This is a genomic window from Kribbella koreensis (assembly GCF_039525325.1).
Taxonomy (GTDB): Bacteria; Actinomycetota; Actinomycetes; order Propionibacteriales; family Kribbellaceae; genus Kribbella; species Kribbella koreensis.
Map to the genome: position 1 here is coordinate 33,482 of NZ_BAAAHK010000006.1, position 20,950 is coordinate 54,431.

17 protein-coding genes are annotated in these 20,950 nt (G+C 68.0%); 4 read left to right on the top strand and 13 right to left on the bottom strand.

Annotated features, from left to right (window positions below; genetic code table 11):
• Nucleotides 1-312: 312 nt before the first annotated feature.
• Nucleotides 313-1,302, bottom strand: coding sequence for a GlxA family transcriptional regulator (locus tag ABD116_RS12480; protein WP_343968286.1), 990 nt, complete (start codon nucleotides 1,300-1,302; stop codon nucleotides 313-315).
• A gap of 52 nt (nucleotides 1,303-1,354) precedes the next feature.
• On the opposite strand from ABD116_RS12480, the gene ABD116_RS12485 reads away from it, so the two are divergent.
• Nucleotides 1,355-1,741, top strand: coding sequence for a cupin domain-containing protein (locus ABD116_RS12485; RefSeq protein ID WP_343968288.1), 387 nt, complete (start codon nucleotides 1,355-1,357; stop codon nucleotides 1,739-1,741).
• Nucleotides 1,742-2,034: 293 nt separating this feature from the next.
• Here the strand turns inward: ABD116_RS12485 and ABD116_RS12490 are convergent, their stop codons facing one another.
• Nucleotides 2,035-2,730, bottom strand: a complete 696-nt coding sequence (locus tag ABD116_RS12490; RefSeq protein ID WP_343968290.1) for a DsbA family oxidoreductase — start codon at nucleotides 2,728-2,730, stop codon at nucleotides 2,035-2,037.
• 87 nt (nucleotides 2,731-2,817) lie between these two features.
• On the opposite strand from ABD116_RS12490, the gene ABD116_RS12495 reads away from it, so the two are divergent.
• The gene (locus tag ABD116_RS12495; RefSeq protein ID WP_343968291.1) at nucleotides 2,818-3,600 is read left to right on the top strand and encodes an alpha/beta fold hydrolase; all 783 of its coding nucleotides are present in this window, start codon (nucleotides 2,818-2,820) and stop codon (nucleotides 3,598-3,600) included.
• A gap of 17 nt (nucleotides 3,601-3,617) precedes the next feature.
• On the opposite strand, the gene ABD116_RS12500 is transcribed toward ABD116_RS12495, so the two are convergent.
• From ABD116_RS12500 to ABD116_RS12525, 6 genes are all read right to left on the bottom strand, one after another.
• Entirely contained in the window at nucleotides 3,618-4,049 is a 432-nt protein-coding gene (locus ABD116_RS12500; protein WP_343968293.1) for a DUF5655 domain-containing protein, read from the bottom strand.
• Nucleotides 4,049-4,486, bottom strand: coding sequence for a VOC family protein (locus ABD116_RS12505; protein WP_343968295.1), 438 nt, complete (start codon nucleotides 4,484-4,486; stop codon nucleotides 4,049-4,051). The genes ABD116_RS12500 and ABD116_RS12505 overlap by 1 nt, the downstream gene beginning before the upstream one ends.
• A 91-nt stretch (nucleotides 4,487-4,577) precedes the next feature.
• The gene (locus ABD116_RS12510; protein ID WP_343968297.1) at nucleotides 4,578-5,132 is read right to left on the bottom strand and encodes a DinB family protein; all 555 of its coding nucleotides are present in this window, start codon (nucleotides 5,130-5,132) and stop codon (nucleotides 4,578-4,580) included.
• A 32-nt stretch (nucleotides 5,133-5,164) separates the two neighbouring features.
• The gene (locus tag ABD116_RS12515) at nucleotides 5,165-7,039 is read right to left on the bottom strand and encodes an ABC transporter ATP-binding protein (RefSeq protein WP_343968299.1); all 1,875 of its coding nucleotides are present in this window, start codon (nucleotides 7,037-7,039) and stop codon (nucleotides 5,165-5,167) included.
• The gene (locus ABD116_RS12520; protein WP_343968301.1) at nucleotides 7,032-8,831 is read right to left on the bottom strand and encodes an ABC transporter ATP-binding protein; all 1,800 of its coding nucleotides are present in this window, start codon (nucleotides 8,829-8,831) and stop codon (nucleotides 7,032-7,034) included. Before ABD116_RS12520 ends, ABD116_RS12515 begins: the two co-directional genes overlap by 8 nt.
• A 10-nt stretch (nucleotides 8,832-8,841) precedes the next feature.
• Complete coding sequence (locus tag ABD116_RS12525) at nucleotides 8,842-10,371, bottom strand: MFS transporter (protein WP_343968304.1); 1,530 nt, start codon at nucleotides 10,369-10,371, stop codon at nucleotides 8,842-8,844.
• Nucleotides 10,372-10,462: 91 nt separating this feature from the next.
• On the opposite strand from ABD116_RS12525, the gene ABD116_RS12530 reads away from it, so the two are divergent.
• Entirely contained in the window at nucleotides 10,463-11,113 is a 651-nt protein-coding gene (locus ABD116_RS12530) for a TetR/AcrR family transcriptional regulator (RefSeq protein WP_343968305.1), read from the top strand.
• Nucleotides 11,114-11,231: 118 nt separating this feature from the next.
• Nucleotides 11,232-12,953 carry an alpha/beta fold hydrolase gene (locus ABD116_RS12535; RefSeq protein WP_343968306.1) on the top strand — a complete coding sequence of 574 codons (1,722 nt, stop codon included), beginning with the start codon at nucleotides 11,232-11,234 and terminating at the stop codon, nucleotides 12,951-12,953.
• Between the two features lie 401 nt (nucleotides 12,954-13,354).
• On the opposite strand, the gene ABD116_RS12540 is transcribed toward ABD116_RS12535, so the two are convergent.
• The 5 genes from ABD116_RS12540 to ABD116_RS12560 form a co-directional block, all read right to left on the bottom strand.
• On the bottom strand, nucleotides 13,355-14,968 hold the full coding sequence (locus tag ABD116_RS12540; RefSeq protein ID WP_343968307.1) for a hypothetical protein: 1,614 nt from the start codon (nucleotides 14,966-14,968) through the stop codon (nucleotides 13,355-13,357).
• Between the two features lie 123 nt (nucleotides 14,969-15,091).
• Nucleotides 15,092-17,641 (bottom strand): ATP-binding protein, encoded by a 2,550-nt coding sequence (locus ABD116_RS12545; RefSeq protein WP_343968308.1) that lies wholly within the window; start codon nucleotides 17,639-17,641, stop codon nucleotides 15,092-15,094.
• A gap of 84 nt (nucleotides 17,642-17,725) precedes the next feature.
• The gene (locus tag ABD116_RS12550) at nucleotides 17,726-18,166 is read right to left on the bottom strand and encodes a hypothetical protein (protein ID WP_343968309.1); all 441 of its coding nucleotides are present in this window, start codon (nucleotides 18,164-18,166) and stop codon (nucleotides 17,726-17,728) included.
• Between the two features lies 1 nt (nucleotide 18,167).
• The gene (dapB, locus tag ABD116_RS12555) at nucleotides 18,168-18,914 is read right to left on the bottom strand and encodes a 4-hydroxy-tetrahydrodipicolinate reductase (protein WP_343968311.1); all 747 of its coding nucleotides are present in this window, start codon (nucleotides 18,912-18,914) and stop codon (nucleotides 18,168-18,170) included.
• 65 nt (nucleotides 18,915-18,979) lie between these two features.
• On the bottom strand, nucleotides 18,980-20,809 hold the full coding sequence (locus ABD116_RS12560; RefSeq protein WP_343968313.1) for a hypothetical protein: 1,830 nt from the start codon (nucleotides 20,807-20,809) through the stop codon (nucleotides 18,980-18,982).
• Nucleotides 20,810-20,950: the final 141 nt, after the last annotated feature.

Genomic DNA, 20,950 nt, shown 5'->3' on the forward strand with positions numbered 1-20,950 from the left:
AGAACCAACCGCCAGCCACCCCACCCACCCTCGACCAAGACAGCCCACACCAAACAGCTCGGGCGGGCCCAAAACCCCAGCCCCACGAACGAACACGAGCAGAACCAACCGCCAGCCACCCCACCCACCCTCGACCAAGACAGCCCACACCAAACAGCTCGGGCGGACCCATAACTCCAGCCCCACGAGCGAGCACGAGTAGAGCCAACCGTCGGCCATCCCACCTGCCCTTGGCCAAGGCAATCCGTGCCAGGTGGTTCGGTGGGCTCAAGACTCCGGGGCGACGAGCGAGTACGGGTTGGGGGCAATTCATCACTCGGCGGTGTTGAGGGTGAAGCGGCGGCGGTAGTTGCTGGGGGTCAGGCCGGTGCGGCGTCTTAGTTGGATTCGTAGGTTGGTCGCGGTGCCCAGGCCGGATTGGCGGGCTACTGCGTCCAGGCGGATTTCGCCGGCTTCTAGTAGGCGGCAGGCTAGGGAGACTCGTTCGGCGGTTAGCCAGGCCAGGGGTGTTGTGCCTAGTTCTGCTTGGAAGTGGCGGTGGAGGGTTGCTTGGCTCATGGCGGCGTGGGCAGCGATGTCGGCGATTGTCAGAGGGCTGGCCAGTTCCTCGCGGATCCAGGTGAGGAGCGGGGCCAGGGACGTGTCGGCTACGGGCGGGACGGGCTGGTCGATGAATTGGCGTTGGCCGCCGTCGCGGTGAGCCGTGTAGACGAGTCGGCGGCTGACTGCGTTGGCGACTTCGGCGCCGTGGTCGCGGCGGATCAGGTGGAGGCCGAGGTCGAGGGCAGCGGCACTGCCGGCAGCGGTGAGGACGTTGCCTTCGTCAACGAACAGGACGTCGGGTTCCAGTTTGACCTCGGGATACATGGCGGCGAAGAGGTCGGCCCAGCGCCAGTGCGTGGTGGCGCGGCGGCCGTCGAGCACCCCGGCCGCCGCGAGGGTGAAGGCGCCGGTGCAGAAGCTCACCAATCGCGCTCCGCGCGCGGCGGCCCGGCGTACGGCGTCGAGAACTTCCGGCGTCGGCGGTACTTCGGGGTCCGGGCGGTTCGGCACGATGACGGTGTCCGCGTCGTCGGCCTGGTCGAGTCCGGCGACCCCGGTGAGCTGGAAGAAGCCGCTGTGCATGCGGACGGCCGGCTCCGGCGTACAGAGGACCAGTTCGTACCACTCCCGCTGCAGCTCCGGCCGCCGCAACCCGAACAGCTCCGTCGCCACCCCGAGCTCGAACGGATTCGAGCCCTCGCCGACGATCACCACGACCTTGTGCGGCCGCGCCGGTCCTTGCGAGGATTGTTTCGACATGTGTTATTCCTAGCACTCACGCGATCGGAACGCACCTGGCGAGGATGGTTGCGTGACCAACGAACCGATCGACCTCCGCGCCGTACTCGCTACTTTCGACGACCTGTGGAATCCGCGGATCGCCGCGCGGATCAACGACTACGACATCCGCGTGACGCACGTGAAGGGCTCCTACATCTGGCACGTCCACGACCGCACCGACGAGCTCTTCCTGACGCTGGACGGCGACTTCAACATCGCTGTCCGCGACCCCGACGAGCGGGTGATCAGCCTCCCGGCCGGCTCACTCTTCGTGGTACCCAAGGGCATCTACCACCGGCCCTTCTCCGATGGCGGCGCGCAGATTCTCGTCATGGATCCGGCCAACACGCCCACCACCGGCGATACCCACGACCCGCTGCCGGACCACATCCAAACCCACACCGGCATCGAGCTCTAACCACCCCGCCCAGCCGCCGCGCCACTCCCGAGCCGGCCTCCACCGCCAGCACGACGAGCCCGCAATGGGTGGCTCGAACACCAAACGGCGACCTGGGACATGCTGTGACGTGTTCAAGGCAGCCACAAGGTGTTCAAGGTAGCCAGAACCGGCCTTCGCCGGGCGGGTGACGTGGCCGTACGGGCGTGGCCGGCGGTGCGGGCGGGTGACGTGGCAGTGCGGGCTGTGGCGGCAGTGCGGGCCGTGGCTGCGGTGCGGGCGGGTGATGTGGCGGTGCGGGTTGGCGGGTGGGGTCAGGCGGGCTCGAGGGCGTTGGCGGCTTGGAGTAGGAGGGTTTCGTAGATCGACGGGTTGTCGGCGGTGGCGATCGGAAAGCCGGTGCCGTAGGCGTCGGTGTAGTGGACTTCCACGCCAGGGTTGGCGGCGTTCGTACCATCGGCGAGGAACAGGTGAGGGCTGCATTGGACCGCGTCCGTCTGGGACACGGCGAAGTCAGCCATCACCAGCTTCCGAGCACGGCCGTCGTCGAGTGCCTCCGCCAGTTGCTCGACGTCGACGACTCCCGTCTCGGCAGCAACCTCCAGCAACACCGACCGCAAGCTGATGCACCGACTGTCGACCCAGAACGCCTTGCGCAACGCGAGATCCAGCGCCTCGCTCGCGGCAAGCCCCTGCTCCTTGGCCGCCTGCACAGCCTCCAGCGCCGGCAACGTAGTCGTCGGATAGGTCCAGTCGGGCGCCTGCCACAACTTCCACCCAGCCTCCGGATCAAGCCGCCCGATCGCCGACACCTCCGAATCGGTCCCCGGCCGCGGACTGCTGTGCCCGTTCAGCAATTCCAGCGGGAACGCATGGTGGTCGAACGCCACCCGCCCTTCCAACCCCAGCCGAGAACGCGTCGCATGCAGCCGATGCACGGCCAGATGCGCGAACGAGCACCAGATATCGGAGTACACGACGATGGTCCCCGGCACGACAGCAACAGTCATCAGTTTCCCCTTCAAAACAACGGAAAACCCACCGTACCACACAACTGGACCACAGTCCGTTTACTGCCGGAGTGATTGAATGGGCGGGTGACTCCCACCCACGAGGTCGTGACCGCGGACGGCCGGACCATCAGGTACTGCCTGTACGGCGATGAGGCCGGCCCACCCGTCATCGCCCACCACGGGACGCCCGGGACTCGATGGGAACGCCCGGACGTCATCACCGCGATCGAGCAAACCGGCCTCCGGCTACTCCTCCACGGCCGCCCCGGCTACGGCTCCGACCGGCAACCCGGCCGAACCGTCGCGGACGTCGCGGCCGATGTGGAGGTGCTCGCCGACGTGATGGGCTGGAAGCGATTCGCCGTCACCGGCTTCTCCGGCGGCGGCCCGCACGCCCTCGCGACCGCCGCACTCCTCCCCCACAGGGTGATCCGCTGCAGCACCGTCGCAGCCATCGCACCACCTGGCACCACGGCCTTCGGCTCGCTCGACTGGCCGGCAGACGCCGTTCGCGGAGAACCGTTCCTCCGCGACCAACTCGGCCGCCGAGGACCAGAGCTCCTGCGAGAGTTCGCCACCGGAGCACCAGATGGCGGGCGGTACGAACGGATGCGGGCGGCCTGTGTTGACGGGCTGGATGGGTGGATCGATGACTACCTGGCGTTGAGTAAGCCGTGGGGCTTCGAGTTGCGCGACATCGGCGTACCGGTTGAGGTCTGGTTCGGATCGGAGGATGACAATTCGACGCCGGCTCACGCCGAATGGCTGGTGACGACCATCGCCGGCGCGAAAGCCCGCATGTACGACGGCGGTCACGACCCCGACGACACCACCCAGCGACAGGTCTTCACGGCGCTACACAGCTAGCTCGGGCCGGTACTTGGTTAGTGGAGGTGGTGTTGGTGGCCTACTGCGTAGGCGTCGGTTAGCCAGTTGGTTACTTCGGTGTCTACGTCTGCGGGGGTGTGGAGGCGGAAGGCGTGGAGGATGTTGTGGGTGGAGTAGACCTCGATCTTGGTGAAGCGGGGGCTGTTGAGTTGTTCGGCCAGTACTACGTGGCCGTCCAGCCAGTGGAGGCGTGGGGTGAAGGCGGCGAAGCTCATGCGGACGTGGAGGGCGATGCGGGTTTTCTCTGGGAGGACTTCAACGGGGCCAAGGGCGCGGACTACCGCGACGACGCGGTCGAAGGTTTCGCGGACTGTTGGGTCCTTGCCGGTGAAGTGGGTGTCGAGGTCGCCTAGCGGGCGGCAGGTGTGGGTCTGGTTGCGGTTGGCGAAGGTGCGGCCGCAGGTCGGGCAGGTCCAGAGCGGGTCCATCAGGCCACGCAGAACTCGTTGCCTTCGGGGTCTTGCATGATCAGGTGGAAGCCGTCGGGTTCGTCCAGCGTCTGGGAGATCGTGGCGCCTAGTGCGGTCAGCCGTTGGGTTTCCGCGGTGATCTTCGTCCGGCGGTCTGCACCGGAGAGGCCGGGGGCGACTTTGATGTCGAGGTGGAGGCGGTTCTTGCCGGCCTTGGCTTCGGGGACCTGGAGGAAGAAGATGTCGGGGCGGTCGCGGTCCTGGTCGACCAGGGTGCGGCCGGTGGGGCGTTGGTCGACGGGGATTCGTTGGGCGTCGGCCCATTCGTCCCAGGTGGTGAAGCCGTCCGGGACCGGCATCGGGAAGTCGTAGCCACCGAGCGCTTCCATCCAGAAGCGGGCGACCAGGTCCGGGTTGGCGCAGTCGAAGACGATGTGCAGGTCGAAGCCGGTCATCCGACAAGTACCCCAGCACGGTCGACGAAGGCGGTCGCGTCGGCGCGGTAGAGGAAGGCGGTCGCGTCGGCGCGGTCTTGGTCGATGGCGGTCATGTTGTGGCCACGTTGGCGCGGTAGAGGTCGCGGAGTAGGCAGATCTCGGCGCCGTGGTGCATGGTTTCGCGGTTGAGGTGGACGATCAGGGACAGCATCGAGTCGTTTGCGTAGGGGCCGCCCTTGAGGCCGAGGGGTGCGGCGAGGCCGGCGTCGTCGAGGTTGCGGATCGCGTCGTGCCATTTGCCGTACCAGAGGTCGAGGAAGGCCAGGCCGGCGTCGGCTGTCACCGGGAGGTCGGTCGGACGATGGCGTGGATCCCACATCGGGGCGTCGAGCGTGTCGTCGAAGAAGGTGTTGTAGCGGGCGGCGAAGCAGCCGACCGCGATGTGCACCAGCCGCCAGGCGATCGTCGGCACCGGCGGCGGTGACGGCTCGGGATCCTCGATGTCGAACACCACTTGACCGTCGGGCCCGGCATGCACCGTCCAGCTGGGTTGCGCCGGCGCCCATTGGTACTCAGCGTCGGTCATGCCCTCCAGCCGTGGCCGCAGGTGGAAGTCCCAGTAGAACTCCAGCTGCCCGATCACCAAATCTCCACAGTCACCCATGCGACCGACCCTAGAACCACCCACCGACAAATTCATCGATAAGCCCGGGCCTGTACTTCGAACAGCTCCGCGTACCGTCCCCGCGCCCCCACCAAGGCCTGGTGACTCCCGACCTCCACCACCCGCCCCTGATCCATCACCACGATCAGATCAGCCATCCGCACCGTCGAGAACCGATGTGACACCAGCACCGTGATCCCGCCCGTCTCCGCAGCCGCCACCCGCGACGCCTCCGCGAACCGTTCGTACAAGGCGTGCTCCGCCTCGGGATCCAGCGCCGCGGTCGGCTCGTCGAGCAGCAGCACCAGTGGTCGGTCGCGCAGAAACGCCCGCGCCAACGCGAGCCGCTGCCACTGCCCGCCCGACAACTCCGAACTCTCCGAGAACCGCGTCCCCAATTGCGTCTCCAGCCCGCGCGGCAACTCCTCAACCAGCTCCAAAGCTTCCCCACGCACCAAGGCAGCCTTCAAAGCCTCCTCGTCATCGAGACGAGCAAGGTCGCCGACCCCGACCACGAGACGCGCGCTGAACTCGTACTTGACGAAGTCCTGATACCCCGCCGACAACCGCTCCCGCCAAGCCACCGGATCGATCGTCGACAACGGCACGCCGTCCACCAGGATCGAGCCGCTCGTCGGGTCGTACATCCGCGACAGCAACTTCACCAGCGTCGACTTCCCCGCCCCGTTCTCCCCCACCAGCGCCACGCTCGTCCCCGCCGGGATCACCAGACTGACCGAGTCGAGCACCGCAACGTCCGTCCCCGGGTATGCGAAGGACAGGTCGCGCAACTCGATCCCGCTGACAAGCCGAACAGGCGCCGCCCCCACACCAACCACCCGCTCAGGCGCCGGCGTCGCACCACCCAGTCGGTCAGACGCCGACCCCACACGACCCACCCGGTCAGGCGCCGGCGTCGCGCCGCCCTTCCAGGAATGCGACGACGCGTAGTCGCGCAGCCAGCGATACCGACCAAAGCTCCGCAGCGCGACCCCGACCCGGCTGACCCCGTCCCCCGCCTCCGACGCAGCGCCATCGACCTGTGGGGCAAGCAAGACCACCAGCGCAAGATCACCCGGTGACGCCGAGCCGCGTCCCGCCAGCACGATCAGGTAGACGACAGCGCCGAGGTATGCGAGCCGGAAGATCGTCTTGGCCAGCGTGACGACCGCCAGCCCGCGAACCATCGCGCGCCGCTCACCGGCGTACATGGTCCCGGACAACGACCGGATCCGCGAGAGCAACGTGGGGCCGAGGCCGAAGACCCGCAGCTCGGTCGCCGCACGTGGCTCGCGAGCCAGCTCACTCAGGGAACGCACCAGCCGGCCATACGGCTGCATCCGCTCCATCGTGTCCTGCATCCACTTCGAGTCGAGGCTCGCGGCCCACACCTGCCCGAACGCGAGCACGAGCAGAACAGCGAAGATCGGGTGTACGCCGCTGAGCATCGCCACCACCAGCACGATCGTGACGCCGGTCGAGATCAGCTGGAACAACACCAACGCGAACCACCCCAGCTCGCGCGCGCTGTCACGCAGTTGAGACAGCCGATCCGCGACATCCGGCCGCTCGTGCTGCTCGATCCCGGGGATGTGGGTGGTGATCCGCAGGATGTCGGACAGCACCCAGCGCTCGACGCGGTCCGCCCCCGCGCTCTCCAGATACCCATCCACCGAGGTCCCTGCGAAGGCAACGGCGAAGGTCGCGAGTATGACCACGACGCCCAGCCGGATCGGCCCTTCACCAGCACCGCCGACGCCATCGACGATCAGCTTCACCCCGTACGTCCGCACCGGCGCGATCGCCGCCTGCAGGCAAAGCATCACCACCAGCGCGGTCGAGTGAAACGGCGCCGCCCGCAACCCCGTCATCAACCACAACCCCACCGTCCGCACCTGCTCACGCATCCGGGGAACCTCCCAGGTAGCGCTCAGCCTGCAGCCGGAACAGCTGCGCATAGCGCCCGTCGCCGGCCAGCAACTCGGAATGCGTCCCCGCCTCAACGATCCGCCCGCCGTCGAGCACGCAGATCCGATGCGCGTCGCGAACCACCGAGAATCGGTGCGAGATGATCAGCGACGTCAACCCGCGAGTGAGATCCAGGTACTCCGCAACGAGCCGCGCCTCAGCCCGGACATCCAACGCCGCGGCCGGTTCGTCCAGCACCAGTACTTTCGCCCCGCCCTGTACTGCGAACAGCGCCCGGGCCAGCGCGATCCGCTGCCACTCCCCACCCGACAGATCCGCGCCGCCCTCCCAGGCCTTGTCGAGCACCGTGTCCCACCCAAGCGGCAGCCCGTCGATCAGGTCGTCAACTCCAGCCCTCGACGCCGCACGCACCAGACCGGTGTCGTCGTCGTACTGCTCGATCCGACCGAAGCCGATGTTGTCGCGGACCGACAGCGGGAAATGGACGAAGTCCTGCACGATCGCGGCGACCCGCCGTTGCCAGCTCTCCAGCGCGGCCGGCGAAAGCGTCGCGAGGTCCACCCCGTCGACGGTGATCCGCCCGCGGGTCGGCTGGTACGTCCCTGTCAGCAGCTTCACCAACGTCGACTTGCCCGCCCCGTTCACCCCGACCAGCGCCAGCGCCTCACCACTCCGCAGCTCGAGGTCGAGCCCGTCGAAAACATCGTGATCGCTGCCCGGGTACCGGAAACCGACCTGCTCGAACCTGATCCCTTGCAGCGGCGCCAGAGCCAAATCCGCCTCGGCAGCACCCCTTTCCGGATGCCGTTCGCCGATCAGCACCGGGACGTGCAGCATCGCCTTGTACGCCGTGACCCCACGCCTCACCTGCAACGCCGTGTACGGCGACACGCTCACCGCCAAGGTCAGCATCGCCGGCAGCACCGTCGCCGTTTGCGCGACACCGAGATCGCCCCGCCGGGCCCGCACCGCGACGTACAGAATCGCCGCGGCGAAGACGAGCAGATACCCCGCCAGCGGAATCATCCCGCGAAGAGCGCCCGACCGCCGCGCCCGCCAGATCTCCCGCATCGCGGCCGTCCACTCGGTCCGATACCGATCGACCAACCAGCCGTGCAGACCGAAGACCCGCAACTCCTTGGCACCCTCATCCGTACCCAGCTCAAAGAGGTACTGCGCCCGCCGCTGCTCCTCCGTCATCCCTTGGTACGCCTCGAGCTCCCCGTCGAGCTTCCGGAGGTAGCGCCGCTCGGTCACCAGCACCGCCCCGGCCAGCACCACCGCGACAACCCAATTGAAGAGCGCGCCGACCAAAACCGTCTGCCCGATCAACATCACCCGAGCCGAGAACAACCCGACAACCCGCCCCAGCGAAGCCTCGATCGCCCACCCGTGCCCACCGCGCGCCCGCTCCACCTCATCAAGCACGACCGGATCATCCAGATGCCCGATCCGCCGCGGCGCCAGCAACGGCGAGGCCAGCCGCGGCCACAAGTCATACGCGGCCGACTGCGCGAGCATCCACTGCGCGGTCGACAACACCTCCGGCAGCACCCCGCCCAGCACGAACACGATGCCGAAAGCAACAAACAGTGCCACGAAGGAACCGCCGACCGGACCACCGTCCAGTACGCCGGGCAGCGCCCCCACCACCCGCCCGATCAGCAAGTTGAGCACCGCCGCCGAACCAGCCGACGCCAACGCGAGCACCAACGTGCCCACAGTCGCGCCCGGGACCACCCCGTAGGCGTATTTCAGCAGCATCCGCATCGCCCAGATGCTAGTCCTCCACCGCCGCCAGCTCGGCAGACTTTTCCACAGGGACGATGCGGCCCGGAGTGACGATCAGTACGAAGGCAAGGCCAACCCCTACGACAATCGCGCCGGCGAGGAAGGAGTGCGACATCCCATGCACAAAGGCCTCCCGCACCCCCTCGGCCAAGGCCGGCCCATGAGCACCTAGGCGAGGATCAGCGGCAACCTCGAGACCGGCGGCGGCTGAGTCCTTCACGTGAGTGGCGGCTTCCGGGGGAAGGCCAGCGACCAGGCCGGCCGCGCGGTCGGCGTACGCGGAGTTGAAGAGCGAGCCGAGCAGAGCGATCCCCAGCGCGGCCCCGAACTCACGCGTCACGTCATTGACCGCTGAAGCAACGCCCTGCTTCGCAGGCGGCAGCGCGGACACGATGCTGTTCGTCGACGGCGTCGCCGACAACGCCAGCCCACCACTGAATATCAGCAGAGCGATCAGGAACTGCCAGTACGGCGAATCGGCGCCGAGCCACGCAGCGAGCACGAAGCCGACCGCCATCGACACCAGCCCGGCCGCCATCCATGGCTTGTTCCCCCACCGGGCCGCGAGTCGGGGCGACAGCGAGGACAGCGGCATCACGACGGCGGCCATCGGCAGGAAGCCAAGCGCGGAGCGCAGCGGCCCATACCCGAGTACCAACTGCAGGTACTGCAAACCGACATAGAAGAAACCGAAGGTCCCGAGGAACTGGATCACCAGCGTCGTGAACCCGCTGCTGAAGCCACGCAACGCGAACAGCCGCAGATCCAGCATCGGCCGCTCCCGCCGCAGCGCCTGCAGAACCCAACTGGACAACGCGATGGCGGCCAGCGCGAACGCACCGATCGACAACCAGTGGTCCCAGCCGCGATCCGCCCCTTCGATCAGCCCGAACACCAGCGCACCGATCCCGATCGCCGACAGCGCTGCGCCACCCAGATCCACCGCCGGATCCTCGGCGCCGCGGGTGTCGGGCACCAGCAGCACGATCGCGACGACCGCGACCAGGGCCATTGCTGCGAGCGCCAAGAAGGTCGAACGCCACGAGAACGCCTCCAGCAGGCTGCCCGAGAGCAGCAACCCGAGCACGGCCCCGACACTCGCGAATCCGGCCCATACCCCGACTGCGCGATCCCGCCGATCCGCGGGGAACACGGCCGTGATCGTCGACAGCGTGGGCGGCATCGCCAGCGCTGCGCCGATCCCCATCACCGCCCGGCAAGCGATGACCAGACCAACCGAGCCCGCAAAGGTTGCCACGAAAGCGGCCAAGCCGAAGATCGCGGTCCCGGCGATCAGCGCCCGCCGCCGGCCGAAGTCGTCGCCGATCGCTCCGAACGGCAGGACGAGCGCGGCCAGCGCGACGGTGTAGGCGTCGGCGACCCAGGTGAGCTGGGCGCTCGAGGCACCGAGGTCGAGCGCCAGGTCCTTCAGGGCGAGGTTGACCCCGGCCACCGACGCCATCACGAGGACGACGGTCAGGCAGCAGGCTGCAAGTACGGCGGACGGGGAACGGCGCATGGCTGGGCACTCCTCCAAGTAAAACGGAATCGATTCTTCCGTTTAGTACGCTAGCAGAAGTGGAACCACGGATTCCGGTATTGTGGATGTCATGCCCGTCACTCCCGAGCCCACCCGCCGCCCGCGCAAGGACGCCGAGCGCAACCGGCAGCGACTGCTGGACGCCGCCGGCGAGCTGTTCGTCGAGCGCGGCTTCGCGGTCTCGCTCGAGGAGATCGCCGCCCGGGCCGGCCTCGGCGTCGGCACCGTCTACCGGCACATCGACGACCGGGCCGCGCTGCTGAGCGAGCTGCTCGCGCCGATGCTCGAAGAGGTTCTGACGCTGACCCGGCAGGCGCTGGACCGGGACGATCCGGGGCCGGCCTTCTTCTGGTTGCTGCGCGAGCTCGCCGAGCGGGTCGCGCTCAACCAGGCGATGCGGGACGTACTGCTGGCCGAGATCCCGCCGGAGCCGATGGTGACCCGGCTGCGTGCCGAGTTCGCGCCGCTGGGGACCGAGGCGTTGCGTCGCGCGCAGGCGGCGGGCGCTGTACGGGACGACCTGGACCCGACCGATCTGCCGTTGCTGCTGGCCGCGGTCGGGGCGGTCGAGCTGCGGTTCGGGCGAGTGGCGCCCGGGACCTGGGAGCGCTTCTTCACCTTGCTTGCCGACAGCCTGGCACCGTCGAGGACCAGCACCACCAAGCTGGTGGTCGTACCAATGACCGACGACCAGCTGGGAGAGCTGTCCAGTCCGGAATGACCTTGCGTCCATAGCATTCAAGCGATCCGCGACGAGCCGGGGGTGGTGCTCGACCTGCCCTGTCTGACATGACAGATTGCGACGGTCCGATCACGCTTGGCCATTCCTTGGAGAACGTATGAAGTTCCGTACCCTGGCCGTCGCCCTGGGTATCAGTACCGCCGCACTGCTCGCGATTCCGGGCTCCGGGGCGACCGCCTCGCTGCAGACCGGAACGGAGCGGGTGCAGTCGGGTCCCAACAAGGTGGCCACCCGGTACTTGACACAGAAGCTCGCCTGGACGCAGTGCGGCGACCCGGAGTACCGGACCTACTGCGCCAAGATCACCGCACCCCGCGACTGGTCGAACCAGTACTCCGGCAACGACATCGACCTCGCCGTCAGCAAGGTCACCCCTGCCAGCAAGAGCAAGAAGAAGCCGAGCCGGGTCATCTTCGGCAACCCCGGCGGCCCCGGTGGAGCAGGGCTCGGCATGGCGCCGTACCTGGCCAGTCAGCCCGGCCTCGGCAAGGACCACCTGTACGTCGGGTTCGACCCGCGCGGCACCGGCGACAGCGCCAACGTCACCTGCCAGGGCGCACCCGGATTCACCATGGACGCGCGCGACCGCGACAACGAGAACCTCGGCCTCATCTCGGAGGCCGCTCTCCTCACCCGGCCGTACTGCGAACGCCAGTCCCGCGGTCTGCTCCCCTACGTCAACACCGCGCAGACCGTCCAGGACATCGACCTGATCCGCCGGCTGCTCGGCTACGAGAAGATCGACTGGCTCGGCTACTCCGGCGGCACCTGGCTCGGCGCGTACTACCAGACCTACTTCCCGGCCCACGTCGGCCGCTTCGTGCTCGACTCGAACACCGACTTCACCCGACCGTGGTCGGAGACCTTCGAGGCCCAGCCGCAGGCCTTCGAGCGGCGCTTCCGCGAAGACTTCGCTCCGTGGGCGGCCAAGCACGACGACCGGCTGCAGCTGGGCTCGTCGCCACGCTTGGTGATCAGAACTTATGAGCGACTGCGCCGGGAACTGAAAAAGCAGCCGGCCGTCGAGGAGTTCCTGGACGGGTCGATGAAGATCACCTACGACCAGAACACGCTCGACCAGATCGTCGCCTCGGATATGTATACAAAGATGGATTTCCAGTCACTGGCGCTGGATCTCGCATTTCTCCGGGGTCTGTCCGCCGCGCAGACCGCCGGTGGGCCGAAGGCCGCGCAACATAAGGTCGACGCATTGCCGCCGGCCCGTCAGCAGGAACTCGTCCGGCGGGCGACCAGCGGACCGATCGGCCTGCCGCCGATCGGCCAGGCGTTCGGCGACGACGCGGAGGGCGCGACCTTCACCGCCGTCACCTGCAACGACACGCCCTGGCCGCAGGGCCGGGAGGTCGGCGACGAGCTGGCGGCCGACCTCGGCCCGAAGTACCCGCTGATCGGCTGGTCGATGAACGAGAACCCCTGCTTCTACTGGGATCGGCCCGCGCTCACGATGCCGACGCCGACCGGTAAAGGCTTGCCGACGACGTTGATGGTGCAGTCCGCGCACGACCCCGCGACCAACGCCTCACTGGCCGCCGCGGCGCACCAGCGCTACGCCGGATCGCGGCTCGTCACGATCACCGGCGAGGGCGACCACGGCATCTACGGCGGGGTGAACAAGTGCGCCGACAAGATCGTCAACACGTTCCTCACCACCGGGGTGGCGCCGGCTCGCGACGTCAGTTGCAAGGGCGAGGGAATTCCGGCTCCGTCGGCTCCCTATTCCGGCGACGAGCCCGGCGCCGGCACGCCACTGAACCGGATCGCCGGATTCACCAAAGCGGTCTCCGGATATCTGCACTGAGTGTTATTGACGGGTTCATTTGAATCCGATTCCGAACCGATTTCCAGGCACTCAAAGCGAACGCCTCGTCACGATCCGCGAGATCGCGCCGAGGCGTTCGTTGTCACCCTGCGTTTGTCAGGGCGATGTCAGGGTTCCGTCCCTGTGCCACGCAGCGTGACCACGGCAACCTTGAGTCAGCGCGGGAGATCCGGGCATCGGCTGGGAGGGCCCGATGCTAGGAGACATCGCCGAACGCGGCTTCGGCCGGCTGTGGGGTGGGGGGACTGCCTGGGGGGTCAGACAGAACACAGCCGGCCGGGACCTCGTTCAGCGATGGAGCCCGGCTCCGAGATCCCTCGCGAGGTACCTTCGATCCCCCAGGTCGTGGTGCCTCGCGAGGCTTTTTCTGTGATCAAAGATCACCGATGGCGGTCCAGGTACTGCGCCTGGTAGAGCGACGGCGGGAACAGTCCCGGGCGGTTCGCACCCTCGATGTAGCCGGCCGGCTGGCTGAACGGGCCGTCCCCGGTGACCACTCCCCGGCATCCGATCGCGTAGTTCTGCGCCGTCGGCGGCTTCTGGACGACGAGCTTGGCGGTGCCGGTGTCGCAGTTCCAGCCGACCGAGTGCGAGGTCGCCCAGCCGTGCCCGGTGCCGTAGTCGCCACGGTTGTAGATGCCCAGCGTCAGGTCGACCTGCGGCGCGACATCGCGGTGGTTGTCCCAGAGCAGTCCTTGGCTCCACCGCCGGTGGCCTTCGCTGGACGCGAGCGCGCCTTCCGACGTACCGCGCAGGAAGACGATGCCCGAGGCGCTGCTGGCGCCGTTGGAGATGAACGCGTGCCGGGCCTTGGTGGCGTGGCAGTCGACGAACAGCACCTGCTGGGAGAAGGACTCGCAGTTGAAGTTGTAGCGCAGCCCGCCGGTGACGACCGAGGCCGGATCGAGGGCGCGGCAGTTGCGGACGGTGACCCGGGTCGCCTCGGTGGTCTCGACGCCGGCCTTCGCGAAGTGCAGGAAGGTGCTGTCGCGAACCCACGCGTCCTCGACCTGGCGGACCTTCACGCCGACCCACGCATGCGCCTCGTCCACGTCCGGGTCACCCGCGAACTGGATGTCGATCCGCAGGCTCTCGACCCCGACGCCGGTCACCAGGCCGGCGCGGTCCCAGACGTAGAGGTAGGACTGGGCCAGGTCGCGCCGCAGATGCTCGAAGAGCGGCACGTCAACAGTCACCGTGTTGCCGCGGATCGAGTGGATGTAGCGGTTGTACGTGATCGGCTGACTGTCCACCGTCCAGCCCGCGTCGGTTGCCGTACCGCCGTGATCGACCGCGGTGAGCCAGGCTTCCGTACACGGGTGGATCAGGATGATGTTGTCGCCCTTCTTGAGCGCACTGGCGTCGGCGACCTCGAACGAGCGTGAGCCGACCTGCACCCAGTCGCTGGTGATGTCGGTCCTGGTTCCGGGGACCTGGCCACGCCAGCTGGTGCTGGTACCGCCGCCGAGCACGATCACGTCGCGCGAGACCGGGGTGTTGCCGGTCGCCTGGATGATGGTGTGCCGTTCCGGGTCGGCGCCGTCGCCGGAGCCGCGGAGGACGACGCCCGACTGGTTCACTCGCAGCGTGCCGGCGACGGAGTAGTTGCCGGGGGCAAGTAGTAGGGCGCCGCGGAAACCGGCGTGATCCGGGGTGCGGCCGGCAACCTCGTCGATCGCGGCCTGCAGGTGGGCGGTGTTGTCGCCTTCGATCGGCTTGACCGTCTTGACGGTCCGGACGTGCGGGATCGGGCTGTCGCCGTACTTGTAGCCGGCGTAGCTGAAGTCGGGGATCCGGTTCCCCTCGGCGTCGGCGGTGTAGACGAGCCGGTACTTCGCGTCGTACCGGACCCGCTCGGACTGCCACAGGCCGGTGGTCGACGCCTGCGGAGTCGCACCCGACGCCTGGCTCATGCCGAGCGAGCCTAACGCCGCTCCCCCGACCACTGCTCCCCCGGCTCCGAGCAGACTCCTCCTGCTGAACACGTTCGTCATCGAGCACCTTCCTGATGGGCGGATCAGGCTGCCCATCCTGCGGTGCTGGATCTCCCTTGGCAAGCGCTTACCGGCGTGTCCGGAACAGGTTCCCATCAGATGGAACTTCTGCTACTGAGCAGATCAGAGACGGTTTGAGCGGTCAGGAGTGCTTGAGCCGCCGGGGCCGGGGTAGCCGTCGGCTACTGCGGCGAGAGGGGCGGCCCGGCCGGCGGACCAGGCGGCCCGGAAGGCTCGGCGGTCGAGGGTTTGCTCGATCGCGCGGCGGGTGGCGAGCTGGTCCGGCTTCTCGACCAGCGGCACCGGCGCGCCGATCACCTCGCGGATCCCGTCGGCCGCACCGATCAGGAACGCCGCGTACTCCGTGCGCTCCCGCTGCTGCGCCACCGTCGCCAGCTCCTCCAGCACGCTCGCGGTCCGCCACCGATCGCCAAGATCGCGATGCTCGGCCAAGCTCTCATCGAGCAGATGCACCGCCCGATCCGTGAACCCGCGCCGCCTCTCGACAATCCCCAGCTGGTTCAGCGACCAAGCGACACCCTCGCGATACCCGAGCCGCTGCGACAACGCCAGACTCTCCAGCAGCAGATCCTCGGCCTCGGTCAGCTCACCGCTGTACTGCGCGATCGTCCCCAGACTGATCAGCGACCACGCCAGCCCTTCACCATCACCGAGCACCCGGAAGCTGTCCCGAGCCCGCTTGCACCGCCGCGCCCCGATCTCCAGATCCCCACGCAACCAAGCGACGAACCCGAGATGGTTGTGCGCCCAAGACATCCCCGACCGATCGCCCAGACTCTCGAACAGGTCATAGCTCTGGCAATGCAGATTCTCGGCCGTCTCGTAGTCCCCGCGCTCACGCGCCACTCCCCCGAGCCGCTGCATGACAAGCGCAGTACCAGCCGTGTCATCAAGCGCCTTGTACTGCGCCAGCGCCGACTCCAACCGCGTCGTCGCCACCCCGTACTCGCACTGCAGGAACGCCAGCATCCCCGCCCCCAGCGCCGCCTTCGCCTGGTACTGCGGTTCGACCCCGTCCACCCCGGTCAGCGCCAGCGCCCGCTCGAGCCAGTCGCTGCCCTCCGCGTAATGACCGCGCAGGTAGCAGAACAACCACAGCCCACCGGCGAGGCGAACTGGTTCGCCCGCAGTACCGGATCGCAACGACCACGTCATCGCGGCCCGCAGATTGTCGAGCTCACCATCGAGCCGATCGAGCCAGTCCGCCTGGTTCGCACCCCGTAGATGACTCTCGGCCTCTTCGGCGAGCGAGATGTAGAACGCCGCGTGGTGCCGAGCGACCTCATCGGTCCGCCCGGCCGCCGCCAGCTGATCGGCCGCGAACTCGCGGATCACGGCCAGCATGTCGTACCGCGCGATACCCCGATCGCGGCTCACCCGGATCAGCGACTTGTCCACGAGCCGACTCGTCAGGTCCAGTGCCCTCGCGCGCTCCAGCGGACCGGGCACGACCGTCCCGGACAGCACGGCGGCCGCCGCGTTGAGGGTCCAGCCGCCGACGAAGACCGAGAGCAGCGCGAAGAGTTCACGCTCCTGAGGGGTCAGCAGGTCGTGGCTCCACTCGATCGCGCCGTACAGGGACTGCTGCCGCGGCCCCGCGGTACTGGATCCGCCGGCCAGGATGCCGAAGGACGTCTCCAGCTCGGCGGCGAGTTCTTCGACGGTCAGCACGTTGGTGCGGGCGGCGGCCAGCTCGATCGCGAGCGGCATGCCTTCGAGGCGGCGCACGACGCGGGCCACCTGCTCACGTTGCTCGAGCGGCTCGTGTCCGCGTGCGGTGGCCCGGTCGATGAACAGCTTGACGGCGGGTGACGTGTCGAGCTGGTCGTTCGTCTCCGGCAGGGCCAGCGGCTGCACGACGTACACGCTCTCGCCGGCGATCCGCATCAGCTCACGGCTGGAGGCCAGGATGGAGAGGTTCGGGCAGTACTCGAGCAGGGCCGAGCAAATGGTCGCGATGTCGGCGACGACGTGCTCGCAGTTGTCGAGCACGAGCAGCAGGTTGCGCCGGCCGATCTGCTCGGCGATCTCCTGGACCAGCCGGGCGCCGTCGAGCGGGTGCAGCCCAGTCGAGGCAGCCACCGCCGACGCGACCGCGGCCGGATCCGAGACCGGGGCGAGCGGCACCCAGCAGACGCCGTCGTCGAACTGATGCGCGACCTCGCCGGCGATCGCAAGCGCGAGCCGGGTCTTGCCGACGCCGCCGGGACCGCTCAGCGTCATCAGCCGGGTGACGCGTTCGCCGACGAGCCTGCCGACCTCGGTCACCTCGTCCGTGCGGCCGACCAGCTCGTTCGCCGGAACCGGTGCCGGGCGCATCGTCGAGCGGGGGCCGCCGGCGTTGTCGTCGCGGCGGGCTGCCGCGGTGAGCTGGGCGCGATCGGGCGCGCCGAGCCGGAGGGCGTCTCCGAGCAGCCTGAGCGTGTGTGGTCTGGGCGCTCGCCGACGACCTCGCTCGAGCGCCGCGATGGCGTCGACGCTCAGACCGGCGAGTTCGGCCAGTCCCTCCTGTGACAGTCCGGCGTCTCGCCGGTGCCGGCGGAGCAGATCACCGAAACCCGTTGCCTGGGCGTCGTCCGAGCCGCGGCGAGACCCGTCTGAAGGCAAAGGACGGCCCACCCAGTCTCCGACCTCGTCCGTGGCGGTCGCCACGCACACCCCGAAGGTATCCCGATCGGCACCGCGTTGTCAGGCTGAGCCACACCGTTCACAGCCAACTGCCAGGAAACTCCCGGCTTACCGCTCAGTACGGTGCTCGATCGCCGTCCGCATCGACGCCCGGGCCCGTTTCCGGTCGCCGGCCGCGTCGTAGGCGGTCGAGAGCCGGAACCAGACCCGCCAGTCGTCCGGCGCCGCCTCGGCCTCTTCCTTGTACTTCGTGAAGGCGGCGTCCGCCGCGGCCCGGTCGATCCGCCCCGACGGCCGCCTCGGCAGATCGTCGACGGGCAGGCCGCCCGACTCGGCCAGCTCCCTTGCGAGCGCCTCGGTCTGCTTGCCGAACTTGAGTTCGCGCCAGACCAGGTACAGCCCGACGAGCGGGATCACCAGCACTGCGATACCGAGCACGATCGCGACCGGGTCGCCGGTGCCGATCAGGAGGACGCCACGCCAGCCGAGCAGTCCGGCGTACGCGATGAAGACCACCGCGATCACCGCCACTGCGCGTTTGGCTGTCATCTCAGCTGAGGTCCATGAAGTGCTCGAGGCCGACGGTCAGCCCGGGCGTACCGACGATCTTCCGTACGCCGAGCAGGACGCCGGCCATGAAGGATTCGCGATGCATCGAGTCGTGCCGGATCGACAGCGTCTCGCCGACGTCGCCGAGCAGGACCTCCTGGTGCGCGACGAGCCCGCGCAGGCGGACGCTGTGGACGGGGATGCCGTCGACGTCGGCTCCCCGGGCGCCCTCGATGCCGGTGCTGGTGGCGTCGGGGTTCGGTGCTGATCCGGCGGTCTGGCGAGCCTCGGCGATGAGTTGCGCGGTGCGCTGCGCCGTACCGGACGGGGCGTCGACCTTGTCGGGGTGGTGCAGTTCGATGATCTCGACGGATTCGTAGTACGGGGCCGCCTTGGCCGCGAACTGCATCATCAGCACCGCGCCGATGGAGAAGTTGGGAGCGATCAGTACGCCCATGCCGGAGCTGGCCTCGAGTTGGCTGCGGAGGGTCGCGAGGCGCTCCTCGGTGAACCCGGTGGTGCCGACGACGGCGTGGATGCCGTGCCCGATGCACCAGCCGAGGTTGTCCATCACGACCTCGGGCCGGGTGAAGTCGACGACCACCTCGGCTTTCGCGGTGGTGAGCTCGTCCAGGTCGTCACCCTGGTCGAGGGCGGCAACCAGCTCCAGATCGTCGGAAGCCTCAACTGCCTGGCACGTCTGAGCGCCCATCTTGCCCTTGGCACCGAGCACCGCAACCTTGATCATCCGTCGCCTTCCTCGCATTTGCAGATCCGGGGTCAAGGATCTCACTGGCGTCGGCGGCGCCGTGATCAGGGAGTGTGCTTGGCCAGCTCGGCGGTCGGGACGTAGATCTGCAGGTTCATCGTGGTCGCGGGCGGGGCGATCAGTTTGTAGTCGACGGTGAAGTCGAGGCCGCAGGTTCGCAGCGCGTCGATCTCCAGCCGGCCGACCGGGCGGTTGAAGAACAGCAGCGGCTGGCGGTTGCCCGGCCACGGTTCCTTGGTGGAACAGACCTCGGTGATGCCGGCGGCGGTCCGCTCCCGCTCCAGCGGCGCGACCCACGCCTCGCCGAAGGGGCGACCTCGCAGCATCAAGACGATGCCGGCCATCTTGTCGAGCGCGATGATCGGGCGGCCGGACGGTGTCGTGTACGGCTTCAGCAGTTCGTCGAGCGCCTGGTACCTCGCGGCCGTCCCCTTCGTCAGCTTGAGGTCGCCGAGTGACTTGAGGTTGGTCGCGGTGGTGAGGTCGCTGTGCGGCGCGGATCGGTAGGGGTGCAGCACCAGGCCGCCGTACGAGATGGAAGCGACGGCGACGAGCGCGCCGACTGTCGCCAGGGCGGTCGTCGTACGGGCCAGAAGTGGGGCTTTGTCGAGGCTGGTCAGGACGGCGATCATCAGCGCGGCCCAGACGGCGAACGCGTTGAAGCCGATCAGGTAGATCGGGGTGTTGGTCCCGAACGCCTGCACGAACGGCAGCACGGTGAGCAGGCCGAGGATCACCCAGGACCTTCTGTTTTCCTTGCCCGGCGTCCATTGCTTCGACGCCACCGCTACCGCGGCGGTGATGATCGCGACCAGTACGGCGGCCAGCAGGGTGATCTGGAACTTGCTGTTGTTGACCGCGCCGCCGTGGAGTTCGCCCTTGTCGACGGCCTGGTAGACCGACCACGCGAGCCCGGCCGCTGTCAGGAGCCACGCGGCGGCTCGTAGTACCGGCTTGCGGGCCAGTACTCCGACGGCGGCGGCGATGAAGAGCAGGAAGTGCTGCTTGAACGTCTCGCCGACGAGTTTGACGCCGGTGTTCCAATACATCTGCACGAGGGTCGCCGGCGTGTAGGAACTGCCCGCGATGAACCGGTTGACCGCGAGAATGCCTGGAATCGCCACCGTCAACGCCACCACGAACACCTGCACCGCGACGGCGATCCCGGTCGCACCGACCAGCGCCCAAAAGATGCCCCGGGCAACCGCCTGCGACCCTTGCTTGCTGAGCACGACGATCGCGGTGATGACGATGAAGGTCAGCACCACGATCGACGACCACTTGGCGAGCACCATCACGCTGATCACCACACCGGCCAGCGTCAGCGCCCAGATCGGCGGCTTCCGGTCCTTCTCGATCGCGGTCGCCGCCCAGAGCACACACGAAACCCCCGTGAGCGACCCCAGCAGGATGACGTCGTTGTACGCCGGGCTGCTCGGCAACCAGCTGTAACACATGCCACCCGCCGCGAGGATGGTCATGATGCCCGCTGCTTCCCAGAGCCACGTCTTCGGCGCCTCCGGCCGCCGCACCCGCAGCCACCGCATGAAACTCCACCCGAAGAACAGATGCCCCAGGACGATCGTCACCAGCCGGAAGACCCGCAGCCGCGCGATATCCCAGTCCAGCACCTGAAAGATCGGTCCGTAGATGTACTGAATCCCGGTCAACGCCAGCGGATTGCTACTCCACCACCGGTAGGACAGCAGGTAGTAGCCCTCGTCAGTGATGTCGAACCCGTACCCGACGTTCCGGGCCGCCGTCACGATCCACGCCAAACTCACCGCCGAGGCAACCACCAGCCCAGCAACAATCAGCCCACGACCACCCGCCGTGCCCCTCTCATCGCCACCGGCAACCACCTCAACACTCACTGGAGAACCTTAGACCGGCCCGGGCAACCGAGGTCGCACTGCTACTCAGCTCCTGGTCGGCAGGCGTCCTTGGCTTCTTCGTCCGAGGAGCATGACGACCCAGATCGCCTGGTACATCGCCATCACCACCCCGATGTCTGC